Annotated in this window: 13 protein-coding genes and 1 tRNA gene; 9 read left to right on the top strand and 5 right to left on the bottom strand. The window is 66.0% G+C overall.

Annotated elements, in window-relative coordinates; genetic code table 11:
* Position 1: 1 nt before the first annotated feature.
* The 4 genes from zapE to HUK68_RS08545 form a co-directional block, all read right to left on the bottom strand.
* Complete coding sequence (gene zapE / locus HUK68_RS08560; RefSeq protein WP_175503812.1) at positions 2–1,105, bottom strand: cell division protein ZapE; 1,104 nt, start codon at positions 1,103–1,105, stop codon at positions 2–4.
* A gap of 110 nt (positions 1,106–1,215) precedes the next feature.
* Positions 1,216–2,643 (bottom strand): dihydrolipoyl dehydrogenase, encoded by a 1,428-nt coding sequence (gene lpdA / locus HUK68_RS08555; RefSeq protein ID WP_175503811.1) that lies wholly within the window; start codon positions 2,641–2,643, stop codon positions 1,216–1,218.
* 95 nt (positions 2,644–2,738) lie between these two features.
* Positions 2,739–4,004 carry a 2-oxoglutarate dehydrogenase complex dihydrolipoyllysine-residue succinyltransferase gene (odhB, locus tag HUK68_RS08550; protein ID WP_175503810.1) on the bottom strand — a complete coding sequence of 422 codons (1,266 nt, stop codon included), beginning with the start codon at positions 4,002–4,004 and terminating at the stop codon, positions 2,739–2,741.
* A 44-nt stretch (positions 4,005–4,048) separates the two neighbouring features.
* On the bottom strand, positions 4,049–6,925 hold the full coding sequence (locus tag HUK68_RS08545; RefSeq protein ID WP_175503809.1) for a 2-oxoglutarate dehydrogenase E1 component: 2,877 nt from the start codon (positions 6,923–6,925) through the stop codon (positions 4,049–4,051).
* Positions 6,926–7,155: 230 nt separating this feature from the next.
* Here HUK68_RS08545 and HUK68_RS08540 point away from each other — a divergent pair, with 230 nt between their 5' ends.
* The 9 genes from HUK68_RS08540 to selD all read left to right on the top strand — a co-directional run bounded on the left by HUK68_RS08540 (position 7,156) and on the right by selD (position 18,947).
* Positions 7,156–8,241 carry an AI-2E family transporter gene (locus tag HUK68_RS08540; RefSeq protein ID WP_175503808.1) on the top strand — a complete coding sequence of 362 codons (1,086 nt, stop codon included), beginning with the start codon at positions 7,156–7,158 and terminating at the stop codon, positions 8,239–8,241.
* 274 nt (positions 8,242–8,515) lie between these two features.
* Positions 8,516–11,581 (top strand): formate dehydrogenase-N subunit alpha, encoded by a 3,066-nt coding sequence (gene fdnG / locus HUK68_RS08535; RefSeq protein WP_175503807.1) that lies wholly within the window; start codon positions 8,516–8,518, stop codon positions 11,579–11,581.
* Between the two features lie 10 nt (positions 11,582–11,591).
* Positions 11,592–12,548, top strand: coding sequence for a formate dehydrogenase subunit beta (gene fdxH / locus HUK68_RS08530; protein ID WP_175503806.1), 957 nt, complete (start codon positions 11,592–11,594; stop codon positions 12,546–12,548).
* A complete protein-coding gene (locus tag HUK68_RS08525) occupies positions 12,545–13,171 on the top strand; it encodes a formate dehydrogenase subunit gamma (RefSeq protein WP_175503805.1) in 627 nt (208 codons plus the stop codon). Before fdxH ends, HUK68_RS08525 begins: the two co-directional genes overlap by 4 nt.
* 125 nt (positions 13,172–13,296) lie before the next feature.
* Positions 13,297–14,262 carry a formate dehydrogenase accessory protein FdhE gene (fdhE, locus tag HUK68_RS08520; RefSeq protein WP_175503804.1) on the top strand — a complete coding sequence of 322 codons (966 nt, stop codon included), beginning with the start codon at positions 13,297–13,299 and terminating at the stop codon, positions 14,260–14,262.
* Positions 14,263–14,277: 15 nt separating this feature from the next.
* Complete coding sequence (selA, locus tag HUK68_RS08515; RefSeq protein ID WP_175503803.1) at positions 14,278–15,714, top strand: L-seryl-tRNA(Sec) selenium transferase; 1,437 nt, start codon at positions 14,278–14,280, stop codon at positions 15,712–15,714.
* Positions 15,711–17,645 carry a selenocysteine-specific translation elongation factor gene (selB, locus tag HUK68_RS08510; RefSeq protein ID WP_175503802.1) on the top strand — a complete coding sequence of 645 codons (1,935 nt, stop codon included), beginning with the start codon at positions 15,711–15,713 and terminating at the stop codon, positions 17,643–17,645. Before selA ends, selB begins: the two co-directional genes overlap by 4 nt.
* A gap of 38 nt (positions 17,646–17,683) precedes the next feature.
* A tRNA-Sec gene (locus HUK68_RS08505) sits at positions 17,684–17,779 on the top strand.
* 100 nt (positions 17,780–17,879) lie between these two features.
* Entirely contained in the window at positions 17,880–18,947 is a 1,068-nt protein-coding gene (selD, locus tag HUK68_RS08500) for a selenide, water dikinase SelD (protein ID WP_175503801.1), read from the top strand.
* Positions 18,948–18,986: 39 nt separating this feature from the next.
* On the opposite strand, the gene msbA is transcribed toward selD, so the two are convergent.
* Positions 18,987–20,792 (bottom strand): lipid A export permease/ATP-binding protein MsbA, encoded by a 1,806-nt coding sequence (msbA, locus tag HUK68_RS08495; RefSeq protein WP_175503800.1) that lies wholly within the window; start codon positions 20,790–20,792, stop codon positions 18,987–18,989.
* Between the last annotated feature and the right edge of the window lie 74 nt (positions 20,793–20,866).

Here is a 20,866-nt window from a genome sequence, read left to right as displayed (position 1 = left end):
CTCAGGTCAGGCTGGTGTCGACCAGGCGGTGCTCGAGCGACAGGAACTCCTGCGACTGCATCTCGTTGAGCCGCGAGACGGTGCGCGGGAACTCGTGCGCCAATGGACCTTCAGTGTAGAGCTGCTCGGGAGGCACTGCTGCCGAAAGGATGAATTTCACGCGCCGGTCGTAGAGCACATCGACCAGCCAGGTGAAGCGCCGCGCGGGCGAGGCCATGTTGACCGGCATGAACGGAACATCGGACAGCAGCACGGTGTGGAACTGGGTGGCGATCTCGAGGTAGTCGTTCTGCGAGCGCGGGCCGCCGCACAAGGTCTTGAAATCAAACCAGACCACCCCGCCCGCGCGCCGGCGCGCACGGATCTCGCGCGCCTCGATATGCAGCACCGGGTCCTCGTCCTGCACTTCCGCGAGGCGGTTGAAGGTCTCCTCCATCGCGGCATCGGCTTCGGGGCCCAGCGGCGTGTGGTAGAGCTTGACCATCTCCAGCGTGCGCCGGCGGTAGTCGGTGCCGTTGTCGACGTTGACGATCTCCATGCGCTCGTTGAGCAAGGCAATCGCCGGCAGGATGCGGTCGCGGTGCAGCCCGTTCGGGTACAGGCCGTCGGGCGTGAAATTCGACGTGGTGACGAAACCCACGCCGTTGTCGAACAAGGCCACCAGCAGCCGGTAAAGAATCATCGCGTCGGTGATGTCCGCGACGTGGAACTCGTCAAAGCAGATGAGCTTGTACTTCTTGGCGATGTTCGCGCCCAGCACATCGAGCGGGTCCTGGACGCCTTGCAGCGTGGCCAGTTCGCGGTGCACTTCGCGCATGAATTCATGGAAATGCAGGCGCACCTTGCGCTTGAGCGGCACCGCATTGAAGAAGCACTCCATCAGGAAGCTCTTGCCCCGGCCGACGCCGCCATACATGTAGACGCCGCGTGGAATCTCCGGGCGGTTGATCAGCTTCTTGAGCGCATTCGAACGCTTGCCCTTGTAGGCCGCCCATTCATCCGCACAGCGCTGCAGTGCATCGACGGCACGCAGTTGGGCGGGATCGCTTTGAAAACCCTTGGCAAGCAATTCGGCCTCGTAGGCCTTTCGGACGGACTGGGACATGCGGGCTTGGTATGAAAAGAAAAAAGCCGAAAGCGCCCGGCAAGCAGGCAATTTCGGCCGGGCCGCGAACGGCGGGAGCGGCGGCACAAGCCCCCACAGGCGCAGGCAGATCAGAAGTTCAGCGTGCGCTTGTCCACGGCCAGGGCCGCTTCCTTGGTCGATTCCGACAGCGACGGGTGGGCGTGGCAGATGCGCGCGATGTCTTCGCTCGATGCCTTGAACTCCATGGCCACGACGGCTTCGGCAATCAGTTCGGAGACCATCGGGCCGACCATGTGCACGCCCAGGATCTCGTCGGTTTCGGCATCGGCCAGGAACTTGACCATGCCGGTCGTGTCGCCCAGCGCGCGCGCGCGGCCGTTGGCCAGGAACGGAAAGGTGCCGGCCTTGTACTTGACGCCGTCGGCCTTGAGCTGCTGCTCAGTGCGGCCCACCCATGCAATCTCGGGGCTGGTATAGATGACCCAGGGCAGCGTTGCGAAGTTGACATGGCCGTGCTGGCCGGCAATGCGCTCGGCCACGGCCACGCCTTCTTCCTCGGCCTTGTGCGCCAGCATCGGGCCGCGCACCACGTCGCCCACGGCCCACACGCCCGGCAGATTTGTCTTGCAGTCGTCGTCAACGATGATCGCGCCGCGCTCGTCGAGCGCCAGGCCCACGGCTTCGGCATTCAGGCCGATGGTATTGGCGGTGCGGCCGATCGAGACGATCAGCTTGTCGACGGCCAGCGTCTGGGCTTCGCCCTTGGCATTGGTGTAGGCCACGCTCACGCCCTGGTCGTTGACCTTGACTTCGCCGACCTTGACGCCGGTTTCGATCTTCAGGCCCTGCTTGTCAAACGCCTTCTTGGCTTCCTTGGCGATCTGCTCGTCCACCACGGGCAGGAACTTGTCCATGCCTTCGAGCACGGTGACGTCAGTGCCCAGGCGGCGCCAGACCGAGCCCATTTCGAGGCCGATCACGCCGGCGCCGATCAAGGCCATCTTGGCAGGCACGTTGCCCAGGCGCAGCGCGCCGTCGTTGGACAACACGTTGACTTCGTCGAAGGGCACGCCCGGCAGCGCGCGCGCGTTGGAGCCCGTGGCGACCACGACCTGCTTGGCGGTGAGCGTTTCTTCTTCCTTGCCGGCCACGCGGATTTCGTAGCCGCCATCAGCGGCCTTCACGAACGAGCCACGGCCGTGGAAGAACGTGACCTTGTTCTTCTTGAACAGGTACAGGATGCCATCGTTGTTCTGCTTCACGATCGCATCCTTGCGGCCGATCATCTTCGCCACGTCGATGCCGACTTCGCCGGTCGAGATGCCGTGGTCCGCGAAGTGAAGCCTGGCGTGCTCGAAGTGCTCGGACGACTGCAGCAGTGCCTTCGAAGGAATGCAGCCGACGTTGGTGCAGGTGCCGCCGGGAGCGGGACCGCCCTTTTCGTTTTTCCACTCGTCGATACAGGCGACGTTGAAGCCCAGCTGGGCGGCGCGGATGGCGGCGATGTAGCCGCCGGGGCCGGCGCCGATCACGATGACATCAAATTGCTTGCTCATGTCTCAATACTCTCTCAATGCATTTGGGAAAAAACCCACCGCCGGGCACCTGGCCGCAGGGGGTGGGTTTCTCGAAGACCGTGGACCTGCGGGGATTACAGGTCGAACAGCAGGCGTGCGGGATCTTCCAGCGCGTCCTTCATGGCCACCAGGCCCAGCACGGCTTCGCGGCCGTCGATGATGCGGTGGTCATAGGACATGGCGAAGTAGTTCATCGGGCGCACCACGACCTGGCCGTTCTCGACCACGGCGCGGTCCTTGGTGGCGTGCACGCCCAGGATGGCCGACTGGGGCGGGTTGATGATGGGGGTGGACATCATCGAGCCGAAGGTACCGCCGTTGGAGATGGAGAAGGTGCCGCCGGTCATGTCTTCGATGCCGAGCTTACCGTCCTTGGCCTTCTGGCCGAATTCAGCGATCTTCTTCTCGATTTCGGCAAAGCTCATCTGGTCGGCGTTGCGCAGGATGGGCACCACCAGGCCGCGCGGCGAGCCGACGGCGATACCGATGTCGAAGTAGCCGTGGTAGACGATGTCGTTGCCGTCGACCGAAGCGTTCAGCACCGGGTACTTCTTCAGCGCGTGCACTGCGGCCTTGACGAAGAAGGACATGAAGCCCATCTTGACGCCGTGTTCCTTGGTGAAGTCGTCCTGGAACTTCTTGCGCATGGCCATCACGGGTGCCATGTTCACTTCGTTGAACGTGGTCAGGATGGCGTTGGTCGATTGCGACTGCAGCAGGCGCTCGGCGACGCGGGCACGCAGGCGGGTCATCGGCACGCGCTGCTCTGGACGCTCGCCCAGGTCTTGCTTGCCAGCCGCCGCGGACACCTGCGGCAGCGCCTTGGTGGGCACGCCGGTGGGGATCACGGCAGCGGTGGACTGCACGCCGCCCTTGATCGCGTTCAGGGCGTCGCCCTTGGTCACGCGGCCGTCCTTGCCCGAGCCAGCCACGTTGGCGGCCGACAGGTTGTTCTCGGCCAGCAGCTTGGCAGCGGCAGGCATCGCCACATCGCCCTTGCTGCCGCCGGTGGCGGCAGGCGCTGCGGCGGGGGCCGAGGCGGCTGGTGCCGAAGCAGCAGCGGGAGCAGCGGCTGCCGGGGCGGCAGCGCCGGCAACGGCTTCGGTGTCGATCTTGGCAATCAGCTGCTCGGCGGTGACGGTGGCGCCGTCGCCCTGCACGATCTCGGTGATCACGCCGGCCGAAGGCGCGGGCACTTCAAGCACGACCTTGTCGGTTTCGATCTCGATCAGGATTTCATCGACTGCAACCGCTTCGCCCACCTTCTTCTTCCAGTTGAGCATGGTCGCTTCGGCGATGGATTCGGACAGCTGGGGGACTTTGACTTCTACGATAGCCATGGTTTTTCTTTCAAAAGGTTTGTACTGAGTTCGGGTTTCCGGCCTTACTTGGTCAGAACAAAACCCTTGAGCTTGGTGAATGCGCCTTCGACCAGCGCCTTTTGCTGTTCCTGGTGCAGGTGCGAATAGCCGACGGCCGGCGATGCCGAAGCGGCACGGCCCGAGTAGCCCAGCTTCTGGCCGTCCAGCATGTTCTCGTGGATGTTGTGCTGGATGAAGAACCAGGCGCCCTGGTTCTGCGGCTCATCCTGGCACCACACGATGTCGGTGGCTTGCGGGTACTTCTTCAGTTCCGCGGCAAAAGCCTTGTGCGGGAAGGGATACAGCTGCTCGACGCGGATGATCGCGACGTCGCTCTGCTCGCGCTCGGCACGCTTCTTCACCAGATCGTAGTACACCTTGCCGGAGCAGGCGATCACGCGCTTGACCTTGTCGGCGTTGGCGACGATGGCCTGGTCTTGCTCGGGGATCACGGTCTGGAAGCAACCGGCCGTGAACTCGGACAGCGGCGAGGTCGCATCCTTGTTGCGCAGCAGCGACTTGGGGGTCATGATGACCAGCGGCTTGCGCAGGTTGCGCACCATCTGGCGGCGCAGCACATGGAAGATCTGGCTGGCCGTGGTCGGCTGCACGATCTGCATGTTGGTGTCGGCAGCCAGCTGCATGAAGCGCTCGAGGCGCGCCGAGCTGTGCTCGGGGCCCTGGCCTTCGTAGCCGTGCGGCAGCATCAGCGTCAGGCCGTTGATGCGGCCCCACTTGACTTCGCCCGAAGCGATGAACTGGTCGATCACGACCTGGGCGCCGTTGGCGAAGTCGCCGAACTGGGCTTCCCAGATGACCATGGTGTTCGGATCGTTCGACGAGTAGCCGTACTCGAAGCCCAGAACGGCTTCTTCGGACAGGATCGAGTCGATCACGACGAACGGTGCCTGGTTGTCGGCCACGTTCTGCAGCGGCACGTAGGTGCCGGTGTCCCACTTCTCGCGCTTTTGGTCATGGATGACCGAATGGCGGTGCGTGAAGGTGCCACGGCCGCAGTCTTCGCCCGACAGGCGCACGGGATAGCCCGAAGCGACCAGGGAGGCAAAAGCCATGTGCTCGCCCATGCCCCAGTCGACGTTGACTTCGCCGCGGCCCATGGCTGCGCGGTCGTCATACACCTTCTTGACCAGCGCGTGCGGCGCCACGGATTCGGGGATGGTGGTGATGCGCTCGGCCAGGCGCTTCCACTCGGTCAGCGGGATCGAGGTGTCGCCGGCATCGGTCCAGGGCTTGCCCAGGAACGGGCTCCAGTCCACGGCGTACTGGCTCTTGAAGTTGGTCAGCACCGGATCGGCGGTGTGCTTGCCTTCGTCGAGCGCGGCGCGGTAGGCCTTGGCCATGTCGTCGCCCAGCGTTTCGCCCAGGCCTTGCGTGGCCAGCTTGTCGGCGTACAGCTTGCGCGTGCCGACATGGGCACCGATCTTCTTGTACATCAGCGGCTGGGTCAGCGCAGGCGTGTCCTGCTCGTTGTGGCCCAGCTTGCGGAAGCAGATGATGTCGACCACGACGTCCTTGGCGAACTCCATGCGGAATTCCAGCGCCAGCTCGATGGCCAGGGCCACGGCTTCAGGATCGTCGCCGTTCACGTGCAGCACGGGCGACTCGATCATCTTGACGATGTCGGTGCAGTACAGCGTCGAACGCGTGTCGCGCGGATCGGAGGTCGTGAAGCCGATCTGGTTGTTGATGATGATGTGCACCGTGCCGCCCGTGGTGTAGCCACGGGTCTGGGCCAGCGCCAGCGTTTCCTGGTTCACGCCCTGGCCGGCAAAGGCCGCGTCGCCGTGCACCAGCACCGGCAGCACCTGCTTGCCGTGCGGGTCGCCGCGGCGGTCCATGCGCGCGCGCACCGAACCTTCGACCACGGGGTTGACGATTTCCAGGTGCGAGGGATTGAAGGCCAGCGACAGGTGCACCGGGCCGCCGGTCGTCGACACGTCGGAGCTGAAACCCTGGTGGTATTTCACGTCGCCCGAGGGCAGGTCTTCGGGGGCGGTATGGTCGAATTCGGCAAACAGGTCGCGCGGGGTCTTGCCCAGCGTGTTGACCAGCACGTTCAGGCGGCCGCGGTGGGCCATGCCGATGACGATTTCCTGCACGCCGCGAGCACCGGCGCACTGGATCAGTTCGTCCATTGCCACGATGAAGCTTTCGCCGCCTTCCAGCGAGAAGCGCTTCTGGCCGACGTACTTGGTGTGCAGGAAGCGTTCCAGGCCTTCGGCGGCCGTCAGGCGGTCGAGAATGCGGGTCTTCTTCTGTGCGTCGAACTGGGGCTTGCTGCGAATGGTTTCGAGCTTTTGCTGCCACCAGCGCTTCTGGTTCTGGTCGGTGGCATACATGTACTCGGCGCCGATCGTGCCGCAATACGTTTCGTTGAGCGCGTTGAGCAACTCGCGCAGGGACATGGTCTCCTTGCCGAAGAAGGTGTTGCCCACGTTGAACACGGTTTCCTGGTCGGCGTCGGTGAAGCCGTAGAAGGAAGGCTCGAGTTCGGGAATCTGGGGGCGCTCGGTGCGCTTGAGGGGATCGAGATCGGCCCAGCGCTGGCCGACGTTGCGGTACGCGGCAATCAGTTGCTGCACCGCGGTGCGCTTGCGGCCCAGCTCGGAATCCGCACCCGAGGCCACGACGACCTGGGTGCCGCCCTGCTTGGCGCGCTCGGCAAAAGCGTTGACCACGGGCAGGTGGGGCACGTCGCGGGCATTGGAGCCGTCGACTGCGGGCACGTGCTGCAGTGCGTCGAAGTATTCACGCCAAGAATCCGGCACGCTGCCGGGATTGGCCAGATAGTTCTCATACATCTCTTCGACATACGGCGCATTGCCGCCGAAGAGATAGGTATTGCCTTGATAGGCTTGATAGACAGTTGTCTCGCTCATATCTCGCTGACCTCCGCTTTCCTGGAGAAAGCATTAGCTGGTGGGTAGACCTTCCGCGACACGGCTGTACCGATTGGCGGATGCGACGGTGGCATGGGAAGGGCCTTGTTGCGACCGCCATTGTGCCACTGAACCGGCATGCCCACCTACACGCCCCCGGGACGGCCCGATTACATTTGCAACTATATTTAACGCCTGCGATCGATCGCAGGCGTCCAACTGTCGCGAACATGAAAAGCACTACCCTCTACCACCGCGTCTTTCTCCTGCTGCTGTGCCTGGTCACTGCCGGCTTCCTGGTCATCCTTTGGCCATTCTGGGCCGCCGTGTTCTGGGGCGTCGTACTGGCGGTGCTGTTTTCCCCGCTGCACCAGCGGCTGCTGGCACGCATGCCGAACCGGCGCAACCTCGCGGCGCTGACCACGCTGGCCCTGTGCCTGGTGATCGTGATCCTGCCGCTGGTGGCCATCGGCGCCTCGCTGGTGCGCGAGGCCGGGCTGATCTACGAGAACCTCAACACCGGCGAGATCAACATCGGCGCCTACTTCCAGCAGATCATGGCGGCCCTGCCCTCCTGGGCGCTGCGCGCGCTCGACAGCCTGGGCCTGGCGTCGGTCACCGAAGTCCAGGACAAGCTGTCGAGCGTGGCCGTGCAGGCCAGCAAGGTCGCCGCGGCCCAGGCCGTCGGCATAGGTCAGAACACGCTGGGCTTCGTCGTCGGCTTCGGCGTCATGCTGTATCTGCTGTTCTTCCTGCTGCGCGACGGCGCCCAGCTCGCGCGCCGCATCCGCTACGTGTTTCCGCTCGAACCCACGCACAAGACCGCACTGGCCAGCAAGTTCACCACCGTGGTGCGCGCGACCATCAAGGGCAACATGGTCGTCGCCATGTCGCAGGGCGCGCTCGGCGGACTGATCTTCTGGATCCTGGACATCCAGGGGCCGGTGCTGTGGGCCGTGGTCATGGCCTTCCTGTCGCTGCTGCCGGCCGTGGGTGCGGGCCTGATCTGGGGCCCGGTGGCGATCTATTTCCTGGCCACGGGCGATGTCGTCAAGGGCAGCGTGCTTGCGGCCTACGGCGTGCTGGTCATCGGCCTGGTCGACAACGTGCTGCGGCCGCTGCTGGTGGGCAAGGACACCAAGATGCCCGACTATATCGTGCTGATCTCCACGCTCGGCGGCATGGCGCTGTTCGGCCTGACGGGGTTTGTCGTGGGACCGCTGATCGCGGCGCTGTTCATCTCGGTATGGGATCTGTTCGGGCAGGACCTCAAACCCGGCGCCGACGGCGCGCCGCCGCTGCCGCCACAACAGTGAACGAGGCGGCGCGCCAGTGCGTTTTGCGCTGGGCCCAGGATCTACGGGCAAACCCCAGGCCGGTTTGCATCGGCTCTGACAGATAAGTGACAGATGTTGCGGCAAGCAACTCTTGTATAAAAGTCCTTATATATAAGAATGGACTTGGACAATATGTCAAGCCCAAAAGAGAACCCGACCTGCGGCATGAGGCAGTGGCGCCCGCCCAAGCCCGATTCCCGTCCTGCTTCTAGAATCGAGCGACAAGCGTCATTTCTTATAAAAAGGTACCCCCATGGTGCAATTTTCCAGACGCCAGTTCATGAAAGTGACTGGCTCCAGTCTGGCGGCATCCAGTCTCGCGGTCATGGGCTTCTCGCCCACGGCCGCGCTCGCTGAGGTGCGCCAGTTCAAGCTGGCCGCGACCACGGTCACGCGCCAGACCTGTACCTACTGCTCGGTAGGCTGCGGCATCCTGATGTATTCGCTCAGCGACGGCGCGAAGAATGCCAAGCTGTCGGTGATCCACGTCGAGGGTGACCCGGACCATCCGGTCAACCGCGGCACGCTGTGCCCCAAGGGGGCATCGCTGCTGGACTTCGTCCACAGCCCCCACCGCCTCAAGTACCCTGAGTACCGTGCTCCTGGCTCCAACGAGTGGAAGCGCATGTCCTGGGACGAGGCGCTGACGCGCATCACCAAGCTGCTCAAGGACGATCGCGACGCGAACTTCGTCGAGCGCAACGACAAGGGCCAGACCGTCAATCGCTGGCTCACCACCGGCATGCTGGCCGCCTCGGCCTCCAGCAATGAAGCCGGTTACATCACGCACAAAGTGGCCCGTTCCTGGGGCCTTCTTGCACTCGACAACCAAGCACGTGTCTGACACGGCCCGACGGTGGCAGGTCTTGCCCCGACGTTTGGCCGTGGAGCGATGACGAACCATTGGGTCGACATCAAGAACGCGGACGTTATTTTGATCATGGGCGGCAATGCCGCCGAAGCCCATCCCTGCGGCTTCAAATGGGTGACCGAGGCGAAGGAGCACAACAATGCGCACTTCATGGTGGTCGACCCGCGCTTCAACCGATCTGCATCGGTGGCCGATTTCTATGCCCCCATCCGGTCGGGCAGCGATATCGTGTTCCTTGGCGGCGTGATCAACTATCTGCTCACGAACAACAAGATCCACCACGAGTACGTCCGGAACTACACCGATTTCACCTACATCGTGCGCGAGGACTTTGCGTTCGACGAAGGCATCTTTGCGGGCTACGATCCGGAAAAGCGCGCCTACGACAAGACCTCGTGGGACTACGAGCTCGACGCCGACGGCTACGTCAAGACCGACCCGACGCTCGAGCATCCGCGCTGCGTCTACCAGTGGCTCAAGCGCCACTACGCGGGCTATACGGCGGAAAAAGTCGAGAGCATCTGCGGCACGCCCCAGGCGAAGTTCCTGCATGTCTGCGAGCAATTCGCGTCGACCGCCGAATCGGGCCGCGTGGCGACCATCCTGTACGCGCTCGGCTGGACCCAGCACACCACCGGCGCGCAGATCCTGCGCACCGGCGCGATGATCCAGCTGTTGCTGGGCAACATCGGCGTCGCGGGCGGCGGCATGAACGCACTGCGCGGGCACTCGAACATCCAGGGCCTCACCGACCTGGGCATCCTGTCGGCGAGCCTGCCTGGCTACCTGTCGCTGCCCAATGAGGCCGAGCAGGACTACGCCAAGTACCTCGAAGCGCGGACCCCGAAGCCGATGCGGCCCGGGCAGATGAACTACTGGTCGAACACGCCCAAGTTCCATGTGAGCCTGATGAAGGCCTGGTATGGACCGGCGGCGACGGCAGAGAACAACTGGGCCTTCGACTACCTGCCCAAGCTCGACCGCCAGTACGACATGCTCCAGGTCTTCGACATGATGAACCAGGGCAAGATCAACGGCTACATCGCGCAGGGCTTCAACCCGCTGGCGGCGCTGGCCAACAGCAACAACGTGCGCAAGGGGCTGTCCAAGCTCAAGTTCCTGGTCATCATGGACCCGCTGGTCACGGAGACATCCGAGTTCTGGAAGAACCACGGCGAGTTCAACGACGTTGACACCGCCTCCATCCAGACCGAGGTGTTCCGCCTGCCGACCACCTGCTTCGCCGAGGAAGATGGCGCAGTGGTGAGTTCCTCGCGCGTGCTGCAGTGGCACTGGAAGGCTGCCGAGCCGCCGGGCGAGGCCAAGACCGACATCGCCATCATGTCGGCGCTGCACCTGCGCCTGAAGGCCGCGTACGCCAAGGACGGCGGCAAGTTCGCCGACCCCATCGCCAACCTGTACTGGCCCTACGCCGAGGCGGCGCACCCGACCTCGGAAGAAGTCGCCAAGGAGTACAACGGACGCGCGCTGGTCGATCTGTACGATCCCAAGGATCCAACCAAGCTGCTGCGCAAGGCCGGCGAACAGCTGTCGAGCTTCGGCGAGCTGCGCGACGACGGCAGCACGCTCAGCGGCTGCTGGATCTGGACCGGCAGCTGGACGACATCGGGCAACCAGATGGCGCGCCGCGACAACTCCGACCCGACCGGCATCGGCAATACGCTGAACTGGGCCTGGGCCTGGCCGGCAAACCGCCGCGTGCTCTACAACCGCGCCTCGTGCGACCTGCAGGGCAAGGCCTTCAATCCGAACCGCAAGCTCGTCGAGTGGAACGGCAAGGCCTGGGGCGGCGCCGACGTGCCCGACATGGGGCTCAACATGGACCCGGCCACCGTGGGCCCGTTCATCATGAACCCCGAGGGCGTGGCGCGCTTCTTCTCGCGCAAGGGCATGAACGAAGGCCCGTTCCCGACGCACTACGAGGCGTTCGACAACCCGCTCGGCTACAACCCGATGTACCCGAACAACAAGCTCGCGGTCATCAACCCGGCGGCGCGGATCCTCGAGTCGACCAAGGGCACCGACGGCACCGCCGCCGAGTACCCGCACGTGGGCACGACCTACCGCCTGACCGAGCATTTCCACTACTGGACCAAGCATGTTCAGCTGAACAACATCGTTCAGCCCGAGCAGTTCGTCGAGATCGGGGAAGCGCTCGCGCAGGAGCTGGGCATCGCCACCGGGCAGCAGGTCAGGGTGACGTCCAAGCGCGGCTACGTGCGCGCCGCGGCCGTCGTGACCAAGCGCCTCAAGCCGATGAAGATCGAAGGCAAGACCGTGCACCATGTCGGCATCCCCATCCACTGGGGCTTTGCATCGACCGGGCGCAAGGGCCACATGGCCAACAATCTCACGGCATCGATTGGTGACGGCAACAGCAACACACCAGAATCCAAGACCTTCCTCGTGAAGGTGGAAAAGGCCTAAGGAGTCGCTGATGTCTTCTACACACTCTCTCGATATCAAGCGCCGTTCGGCCACCACCACCCCCTCGCCCAGCATGCGTGAAGCGCATTCGGGCGAGGTGGCCAAGCTGATCGACGTCTCCAAGTGCATTGGCTGCAAGGCCTGCCAGACCGCCTGCATGGAATGGAACGACCTGCGCGACGACATCGGCACGGCAGCGGCGGGGGTCTATGACAACCCCACCGACCTGACGGCCGCGTCGTGGACCGTGATGCGTTTCACCGAGTACGAAAACGAGGCCACGGGCAACCTGGAATGGCTGATCCGCAAGGACGGCTGCATGCACTGCGAAGACCCGGGCTGCCTCAAGGCCTGCCCTTCGCCCGGCGCCATCCTGCAGTACAGCAACGGCATCGTCGACTTCCAGCAGGAGAACTGCATTGGCTGCGGCTACTGCGTGACCGGCTGCCCGTTCAACATCCCGCGCATCTCGAAGAAGGACCACAAGGCGTACAAGTGCACGCTGTGTTCCGACCGCGTCGCCGTGGGACGCGAGCCGGCCTGCGTGAAGACCTGCCCGACCGGAGCCATCCAGTTCGGCACCAAGCAGGCGATGAAGGAGCACGCCGAGCACCGCATCCAGGACCTGAACCGCCGCGGCTATGACAAGGCCGGCCTGTACGACCCCGCCGGCGTGGGCGGCACGCACGTCATGTATGTGCTGCACCATGCCGACAAGCCCTCGCTCTACAAGGGCCTGCCGGATGATCCCAGGATCAGCCCGATGGTCTCGCTGTGGAAGGGCGTGGCCAAGCCGCTGGCACTCGCAGCGCTGGGCGCGGCCGCCGTGGGCAGCTTCTTCCACTACGTGACCAAGGGCCCGCACGACGTGCCCGCGGAACTCGAGCGCGAGGAAGACCGCATGGAAGAACGGCTGGAGCAGCAAGCGCTGAGCCAACAGATGCTCGACAAGGAGGACGCAAAATGAAGCGCAGCCCCCGTGACCTGAAGCGCTACACCGCCGGCGAGCGCGGCAACCACTGGCTGGTGGCCATCACCTTCGTGCTGCTCGCGCTGTCGGGCCTGGCGTTCTTCCACCCGGCGTTCTTCCCGCTGGTGCAGCTGTTCGGCGGCGGCACCTGGGCACGCATCCTGCACCCCTATATCGGTGTGGTGATGGCGCTGGGCTTCGTGCTGATGGTGATCCGCTTCTGGCGGCTCAACCTCATCCGCGACCGTGACGTGCAGTGGCTCAAGGAAGCGCCCAAGCTTGTCACCGAAGAGCACCATGTGATGCCCGAGCAGGACAAGTACAACGGCGGCCAGAAGGTGCTGTTCTGGCTGCTGATCGCCTCGATGCTGGGCCTGACGCTGTCGGGCGTGCTGATGTGGCGCGCCTGGTGGAACCTGCCCGTGGAAATCGTGCGCGCGAGCGTCGTGCTGCACGCGGTCTCGGCCGCAGCGCTGTTCGGCCTGATCATCCTGCACATCTACGCCGCGATCTGGACCCGCGGCACGCTGCGCGCGATGGTCTACGGCACCGTCAACCGCGCCTGGGCCAAGTACCATCATCCGATCTGGTACCGTCGCATGACCGGGGAAAAGGAGTGACGATGAACTCCGTTCGTCCTGAGCCTGGCGCAGGATGAATGGCCGGTTCTAGAAATCCTTGACGGCCCCCGCCGCCGGACGCCTTCACAGGGTGTGCCGGCGGCAACTTTTTTGGAAAAGACACCATGCAACGCATTCTTCAACGCGGCGAGATCGAGGCCATCGACCAGATCAATTTCCCGCGCATCCGTCTGCCCGAGGCCGGCAGCCTGTTTGCCGAGCGCGCCGCGCGCCTGCGCCAGCTCGCCGAAGGCAATCCGATTGCCGACTACATCCTGTTTGTCGCGCGCCTCGTCGACGCCCAGCACCAGGCGCTGGCCACGCTGCCCGCGCCGGTGCTGCCCGAAGCCGCCATTGCGCTGGCCCAGCAGCATTCGATGCCGCTGCTGCCCGCCGCCGACCACCTCGACCCGGCCTGGCTGCAGGTGCTCGACACCATGCTCACGCGCCTCGAAGGCGAGCACGGCCTGCCCGCGCCGCTGCAGCCGCTGCTGGGCGCCTTGCGCGAAATGCCCCAGGCCGAGCGCGAAGCCGTCGCCAAGCGCCTGCTGCAAAAGGAAGTCGCCGCGCGTGACGTCGGCATGGCGCCGTTCGTCATGGCCGCGCTGCAGGTCGTGTTCACGCAGCGCGCCGCGCAGCTCAGGACCGGCGACGTGCCCTATACCGAACCGGCCTCGATCTGCCCGGTCTGCGCGAGCGAACCCGTGGCCAGCGTGCTGCGCATCGGCGGCAAGGCCAACGGCCACCGCTACCTGCACTGCGGCACCTGCTGCACCGAATGGCACATGGTGCGCGTCAAGTGCTCGCACTGCGAGTCGACCAAGGGCATCCAGTACCAGGGCGTCGAAGGCGCGGGCGACGTGGTCACGGCCGAGACCTGCAGCGAATGCGGCAGCTACCGCAAGGTCGTCAACCAGGAAAAGGACCCGATGGCCGAACCCCTGGCCGACGACCTGGCTTCGCTGATGCTGGACCTGCTGATGAGCGAGACGCCGTTCAAGCGCGCCAGCACCAATCCCCTGCTCTACGTGGCATTTGCCGAGGAGCAAGCCGAGGGCGATCAGGCTTTGGTCGATCCGGCCGCGGAATAGGCTGAAAATAGCGGGATGCGAACCGATTCCAGCGTTTCCTCCCCCCGCTCTCCTCTCCCCTCCGTCGACCGTCTGCTGGGCAGCGCCGCGCTCGCGCCGCTGCTCGCGCGCCATGGCCGCCAGGCCTGCACCCAGGCCGTGCGCGACACGCTGGAGGCGCTGCGCGCCCGCTTGCGCGCCGGCGAGACCCTCGCGCCCGATGCCTGCGAGCCCGAGCGCATCGCGGATACGGTCCAGCAACGGCTGGCGGCACGCTTCGCACCGAAGCTGCAGGCGGTTTTCAACCTGACCGGCACGGTGCTGCACACCAATCTGGGCCGCGCGCTGCTGCCGCAGGAAGCGGTGGATGCAGTGGTCGAGGCCATGCTGAGCCCGGCGAACCTCGAATACGACCTCGCCACCGGCGGCCGCGGCGACCGCGACGACCTGATCGAGGCGCTGATCTGCGAGCTCACGGGCGCCGAGGCCGCCACGGTGGTCAACAACAACGCCGCGGCCGTGCTGCTGACGCTGGGCTCGCTGGCCCAGGGCAAGGAGGTGATCGTCTCGCGCGGCGAACTGGTGGAGATCGGCGGTGCGTTCCGCATCCCGGACATCATGGCGCGCGCGGGCGCGCGGCTGGTCGAGGTCGGCACCACCAACCGCACCCATGCGCGCGACTACACCGAAGCCGTCACCCCCGATACCGGGCTGTTGATGAAGGTGCATTGCAGCAACTACGAGGTCACGGGCTTCACCAAGAGCGTCAGCGACCAGGAGGTGGCCGACATTGCGCATGCGCAGGGTCTCGACATGGTGGTCGACCTGGGCAGCGGCACCCTGGTCGACATGCGCCAGTGGGGCCTGCCATACGAAGTCACGGTGCGCGAAACCATCGCCGCGGGCGCCGACATCGTCACCTTCAGCGGCGACAAGCTGCTCGGCGGCCCGCAGGCCGGTCTGATCGTCGGACGCAAGGACCTGATTGCGCGCATCAAGAAGAATCCGCTCAAGCGCGCGATGCGCGTGGGCAAGCTCACGCTGGCCGCGCTCGAACCCGTGCTGCGGCTGTATCTGCACCCCGAACAGTTGGCCGAGCGCCTCACCACGCTCAGGCTGTTCACGCGCAAAGCCGCCGAGATGCAGGACCAGGCGCAAGTGCTCGCGCCGCAACTGCAGGCTGCGCTGGGCGCGGCCTATGTGGTGGAAACCGCGGCCATGGCCAGCCAGATCGGCAGCGGCGCGCTGCCCGTCGAATCGCTGCCCAGCCACGGCCTGCGCATCCACCCGGCCTCGGGCCGGCAGGCCGGGCGCCAGCTGCTGCAGCTCGAAGCCGCGCTGCGCGCCCTGCCCCGGCCCGTGATCGGCCGCATCCACGCCGATGCGCTGTGGCTGGACCTGCGCTGCCTCGAAGCCAGCCAGCAGCCGCGGTTTGCCGAGCAACTGGCCTTGCTGACCGAGGCCCTCGCATGATCATTGGTACCGCCGGCCATATCGACCATGGCAAGACCACGCTGGTGCGCGCGCTCACGGGCGTCGACACCGACCGCCTCAAGGAAGAGAAGGCCCGCGGCATCTCGATTGCACTCGGCTACGCCTACACCCCGCTGCCCAACGGCGATGTGCTGGGCATCATCGATGTGCCCGGGCACGAGAAGTTCGTGCACACCATGGCTGCGGGCGCGGTCGGCATCGACCACGCCTTGCTGGTGGTCGCGGCCGATGACGGCGTCATGCCGCAGACGCGCGAACACCTCGATATCCTCCTGCTGCTGGGCGTGACGCAGGCCAGCATCGCGCTGACCAAGGCCGACCGCGCCAGCACCGAGCGCATGGCGCAAGTGCGCGCCCAGCTGACCGCATTGCTCGCTCCCACGCCTTTTGCGGGCGCCCGCATTTTTGCCACCAGTGCCAGCCAGCCCGACGACCCTGGCGTGGCCGCGCTGCGCGCGCACCTGCACCTGCTGGCGCAGCAGATGCCGGCGCGCCCACGCGGCGGCCTGTTCCGGCTGGCCGTGGACCGCAGCTTCAGCCTCGCGGGCCAGGGCACGGTGGTCACGGGCACGGTGTTCGGCGGCAGCGTGGCCGTGGGCGACAGCCTGGTGCATTCGGGAACGGGCCAGAGCCTGCGCGTGCGCAGCATCCATGCGCAGAACCAGGCCAGCGACCGCGCGGTGGCCGGGCAGCGCTGCGCGCTGAATCTGGTCGGCCTGGGCAAGGACGAGATCCAGCGCGGCGACTGGATTGCCGAGGGCGCGCTGCTGCAGGTCAGCGAGCGCATCGATGTGCAGCTGCAATTGCTGTCCGATGCGCCGGAAATCCGCCAGTGGACGCCCGTGCATCTGCACTTGGGCACCGCGCATTACACGGCCCATGTCGCGCTGCTCGAAGGCGAGCGCATCGAGCCCGGCAGCGAGGTGCGCGCGCAGCTGGTGCTCGATGCACCGGTGTTCTGCCTGCCCGGCGACCGGCTGATCCTGCGCAATGCCCAGGCCAGCCGCACGATTGCCGGCGGCAGCGTCACCGACCCGCAGGCGCCGGCGCGCAAGCGCCGCAGCGCCGCGCGACTGGCTTATCTCCAGGCGCTGGATGGGCTCGTGGACACCGGCAGCGCCGAGCAGTTGCTGGCGCAGTCGCCGCACGGCCTCGCGCTGTCGCAGCTGGTGCGTCTGTCGGGCCGAAGCTGGCCCGCGCAGGATCTGCCTGCAGAGGCGCTGCAGCTGCCCCTGGGCGCCGACACGCTGCTGCTGTCGAAGCCGCGTTGGCAGCACTTGCGCGCCCAGGTGCTGGACACGCTGGCCCAGTTCCATGAAAAGCAGCCCGATGAACCCGGGCTCAATGCCGCGCGCCTGCGCCGCATGGCCTGGCCGGGGCTGGTGCAAGCCGCGCATGATGCGCTCTGGCGCGGACTGATCGACAGCCTGCTGCGCGATGGCGAACTGGCGACCAGCGGCGCCTGGCTGCATCTGCCCGGGCACACGGCCGAGCTGAGCGCGCCCGAGAGCGCGCTGGCCGAGCGCCTGCTGCCGCTGCTCGATGAAGGCCGCTACGACCCGCCCTGGGTGCGCGATCTGGCGGCCACCACCGGCGTGGCCGAAGACAGCGTACGCCAGCTGCTGCGCAAGCTCACGCGCCGCGGCCAGGTGTTCCAGGTGGTCAAGGACCTGTTCTACAGCGCCGCGCGCATGCAGGAACTCGCCCGGCTCGTGCATACCATCGCCGCCGCCGACGCGCGCGGCGAAGTCGAGGCACGCGCCTTTCGCGATGCCACCGGCCTGGGCCGCAAGCGCGCGATCCAGATCCTCGAATTCTTCGACCGCGTGGGCTACACGCGCCGGCTGCGCGATGCGCACCTGCTGCGCCCAGATGCGCGCTGGCAGGACGCCGCGGCGCCCTTACAATAGCGCTGCTTGTCCGCGCCGCAACGGCGCCGGGCTCGAATGGAAGGCATGCACACCCGGTGGTGTGGCCGGGCTTCAAACCCGGTGAGGGGCGTCAGCCGCTCCTGGGTAGGTTCGACTCCTGCTGCTTTCCGCCAGTTTCTCGCCCGGCTGCCGTCCTTTGCCGCGCCTGGCCATAATGGCAGGCGCAGTTCCACCGGCGCGCCACCCGGCACGCAGTTCCCGCGAGAAAACACCATGAATGACTCCTCCAGCGTTTCCCCGGCCGCTCCGCGCCTGACCTCCTTGTCCCATGGCGGCGGCTGCGGCTGCAAGATCGCTCCCGGCGTGCTGGCGCAGCTGATCGGACAGAGCGCGCTGCCTAAACAGTTCTTTCCCGATCTGCTGGTGGGCAACGAGACCGCCGACGACGCCGCCGTCTACCGCATCAACGACGAGCAGGCCATTGTTGCGACCACCGATTTCTTCATGCCCATCGTCGACGACCCGTATGACTTCGGCCGCATTGCCGCGGCCAATGCGCTGTCGGACATCTATGCGATGGGCGGCACGCCGCTGATGGCGCTGGCCATCGTCGGCATGCCGATCAACGTGCTGCCGCATGCGACCATTGCCAAGGTGCTCGAGGGCGGCGAATCGATCTGCCGCGAAGCCGGCATCCCGCTGGCCGGCGGCCACTCGATCGACTCGGTCGAGCCGATCTACGGACTGGTGGGCATAGGCATCGTCAACCCTAAGCACATGAAGCGCAATGCCGATGCCCAGGCTGGAGACCTTCTGGTGCTGGGCAAGCCGCTGGGCGTGGGCATCCTGTCGGCGGCGCTGAAGAAGAACCTGCTCGATGGCGACGGCTACCGCGCCATGGTGGAAACCACGACCCAGCTCAACCGCCCTGGTGCCGCGTTGTCGCAGATCGACGGCGTGCATGCGCTGACCGATGTGACCGGCTTCGGCTTGCTGGGCCATGCGCTGGAGCTGGCGCGCGGCGCAGGCCTCACGGCGCGCATCGACAGCCGCGCACTGCCCTTGCTGCCCACGGTGCAGGCATTTGCCGAGCAGGGCGTGGTCACCGGCGCCTCGGGCCGCAACTGGGCCGCGTATGGCGCGCAGGTGGCAATGGGCGCGCAGGTGCCGGCACCGCTGCAGGCCTTGCTCACCGATCCCCAGACCTCGGGCGGACTGCTGGTGTCATGCACGCCCGAGAGCGTGGACCAGGTGCTGGCACTGTTTGCCGCGCAGGGATTTGCACACGCCACGGTGATCGGGCGCATGGACAGCGGCACGGCGCAGGTCGTGGTCGACTGACGGCCAGCGGCCTCAGGCCGGCGGCCTCAGGCCACTGGCTCAGGCTTGCGGCGCCGATTTCAGCGTGCCGCCCGTGGCGTGCAGGCGCGCATACAGGCCGCCCTGGGCCAGCAGCTGCGCATGCGGCCCCTGCTCCACGATATGGCCGCGCTCCATGACCACCACGCGGTCGGCATGCTCGATGGTCGACAGGCGGTGGGCAATGACCAGCGTGGTGCGGCCCTGCATGAGGCGTTGCAGCGCGTCCTGCACCAGCCGCTCGGATTCGGTGTCGAGCGCCGAAGTGGCCTCGTCGAGAATCAGGATGGGCGCATCCTTGTAGATCGCGCGCGCGATGGCCACGCGCTGGCGCTGGCCGCCCGACAGCTGGGCCGCGTTGTGGCCGACCAGCGTCTGCAGCCCTTGCGGCATGCGGCGCACATGCTCGCCGAGGTTGGCCGCTTCGAGGCTGGCCCACACCTTGGCCTCGTCGATGTCCGCGCCCAGCGCCACATTGGCGGCGATGCTGTCGTTGAACATCACCACGTCCTGGCTCACCATGGCAAACTGCCGGCGCAGATTGGACAGGTCCCAGTCGGCCAGCGGATGATCGTCCAGCAGCACTACGCCGCTGGTGGGGGACAGAAAGCGCGGCAGCAGATTGACCAGCGTGGTCTTGCCCGCGCCCGACGGGCCGACCAGCGCCACGACTTCGCCCGGCTGCACGCGCAGGTTGACCTGGGCCAGTGCGGGCGCATGGTCCTCGCCGAAGGACACGCCCACGTCGCGCAACTCGAGCGCGCCGCGCGCGCGTTCGCTGCGGTGCGCCCCGCCCTGCTCGGCGCGCGTGCTGTCGAGCAGCGCCAGGCCGCGCTCGAGCGCCGCGACGCCGCGCGTGATCGGGTTGGCCACATCGGCCAGACGGCGGATGGGCGCCACCAGCATCAGCATGGCGGTGATGAACGACACGAATCCGCCCACCGTGACATCGTCGGTGCGCAGGGCCTGGCGGCTTTGCCACAGCGCAATGCAGATCACTGCCGAGAGCGCGACCGCGGACAGCAGCTGGGTCGCCGGTGTCATGGCGGCCGAGGCAATGGTCGACTTCACCGCGAGGTGGCGCAGCCGCTGGCTCAGGCTGCCAAAACGCTGCTGCTGCAACGGCTGCGCTCCATGCAGGCGCACCATGCGATGCGCGAGCACGTTTTCCTCGACCACATAGGCCAGCGAATCGGTGGCCTCCTGGCTGGCCTTGGTGATGCGGTACAGGCGCCGCGACAGCGTTTTCATGATCCATGCCACCCCGGGCACCACCAGTCCCACGACCAGCGTCAGCTGCCAGTTCAGGTACAGCAGATAGCCCAGCAGCGCGATCAGCGTGAAGCTGTCGCGCGACAAGCCCATCATGGCCTGCACCAGCAGCGTCGAGCCGGTCTGTACTTCATAGACCACGGTATTCGACAGGCTGCTGGCCGACTGGCGCGAGAACAGTGCCATGTCGGCGGCCAGCAGGCGGTCGAACAGCGCCTGGCGCAGGCTCAGCATGCCTTCGTTGGCAATGCGCGCCAGCGCGTATTGCCCGACGAACTGGGCAATGCCGCGCAGCAGGAACACGCCGATGATGGCCACCGGCACCAGCCACAGCTCCAGGCTGCCGTCGGTAAAACCGCTGTCCAGCAGGGGTTTGAGCAGCGCGGGGATCATCGGCTCGGTCGAGGCGCCGACCAGCATCGCGGCCACGGCCAGCACCCAGGTCCAGCGGCGCCCGCCAAAGTAGGGCGAGATGCGCTTCAGGCGCTGGCGCATGCTCAGAGGCGGCCGAGGCGTCTGGCCGGCGGAATCGGGGGCGGGTGGGGTTGCTTGCATGAGAGGCGAATTCTACGGCCCTACAGCGCGCCTGTTCATCCACTTACAGTCAGCCCGGGCCGGATTGTGTAACA

The sequence above is a fragment of the Comamonas antarctica genome (assembly GCF_013363755.1).
Taxonomy (GTDB): domain Bacteria; phylum Pseudomonadota; class Gammaproteobacteria; order Burkholderiales; family Burkholderiaceae_C; genus Comamonas; species Comamonas antarctica.
The sequence above is the reverse complement of the archived record's forward strand: the minus strand, read 5'-3'. Positions and strand labels throughout refer to the sequence as shown.

What these genes read in the sequence shown, in the direction of transcription:
- zapE (WP_175503812.1), bottom strand. Translation starts at nt 1,105, where the DNA reads ATGTCCCAGTCCGTCCGAAAGGCCTACGAGGCCGAATTGCTTGCCAAG.
- lpdA (WP_175503811.1), bottom strand. Translation starts at nt 2,643, where the DNA reads ATGAGCAAGCAATTTGATGTCATCGTGATCGGCGCCGGCCCCGGCGGC.
- odhB (WP_175503810.1), bottom strand. Translation starts at nt 4,004, where the DNA reads ATGGCTATCGTAGAAGTCAAAGTCCCCCAGCTGTCCGAATCCATCGCC.
- HUK68_RS08545 (WP_175503809.1), bottom strand. Translation starts at nt 6,925, where the DNA reads ATGAGCGAGACAACTGTCTATCAAGCCTATCAAGGCAATACCTATCTC.
- HUK68_RS08540 (WP_175503808.1), top strand. Translation starts at nt 7,156, where the DNA reads ATGAAAAGCACTACCCTCTACCACCGCGTCTTTCTCCTGCTGCTGTGC.
- fdxH (WP_175503806.1), top strand. Translation starts at nt 11,592, where the DNA reads ATGTCTTCTACACACTCTCTCGATATCAAGCGCCGTTCGGCCACCACC.
- HUK68_RS08525 (WP_175503805.1), top strand. Translation starts at nt 12,545, where the DNA reads ATGAAGCGCAGCCCCCGTGACCTGAAGCGCTACACCGCCGGCGAGCGC.
- fdhE (WP_175503804.1), top strand. Translation starts at nt 13,297, where the DNA reads ATGCAACGCATTCTTCAACGCGGCGAGATCGAGGCCATCGACCAGATC.
- selA (WP_175503803.1), top strand. Translation starts at nt 14,278, where the DNA reads ATGCGAACCGATTCCAGCGTTTCCTCCCCCCGCTCTCCTCTCCCCTCC.
- selB (WP_175503802.1), top strand. Translation starts at nt 15,711, where the DNA reads ATGATCATTGGTACCGCCGGCCATATCGACCATGGCAAGACCACGCTG.
- selD (WP_175503801.1), top strand. Translation starts at nt 17,880, where the DNA reads ATGAATGACTCCTCCAGCGTTTCCCCGGCCGCTCCGCGCCTGACCTCC.
- msbA (WP_175503800.1), bottom strand. Translation starts at nt 20,792, where the DNA reads ATGCAAGCAACCCCACCCGCCCCCGATTCCGCCGGCCAGACGCCTCGG.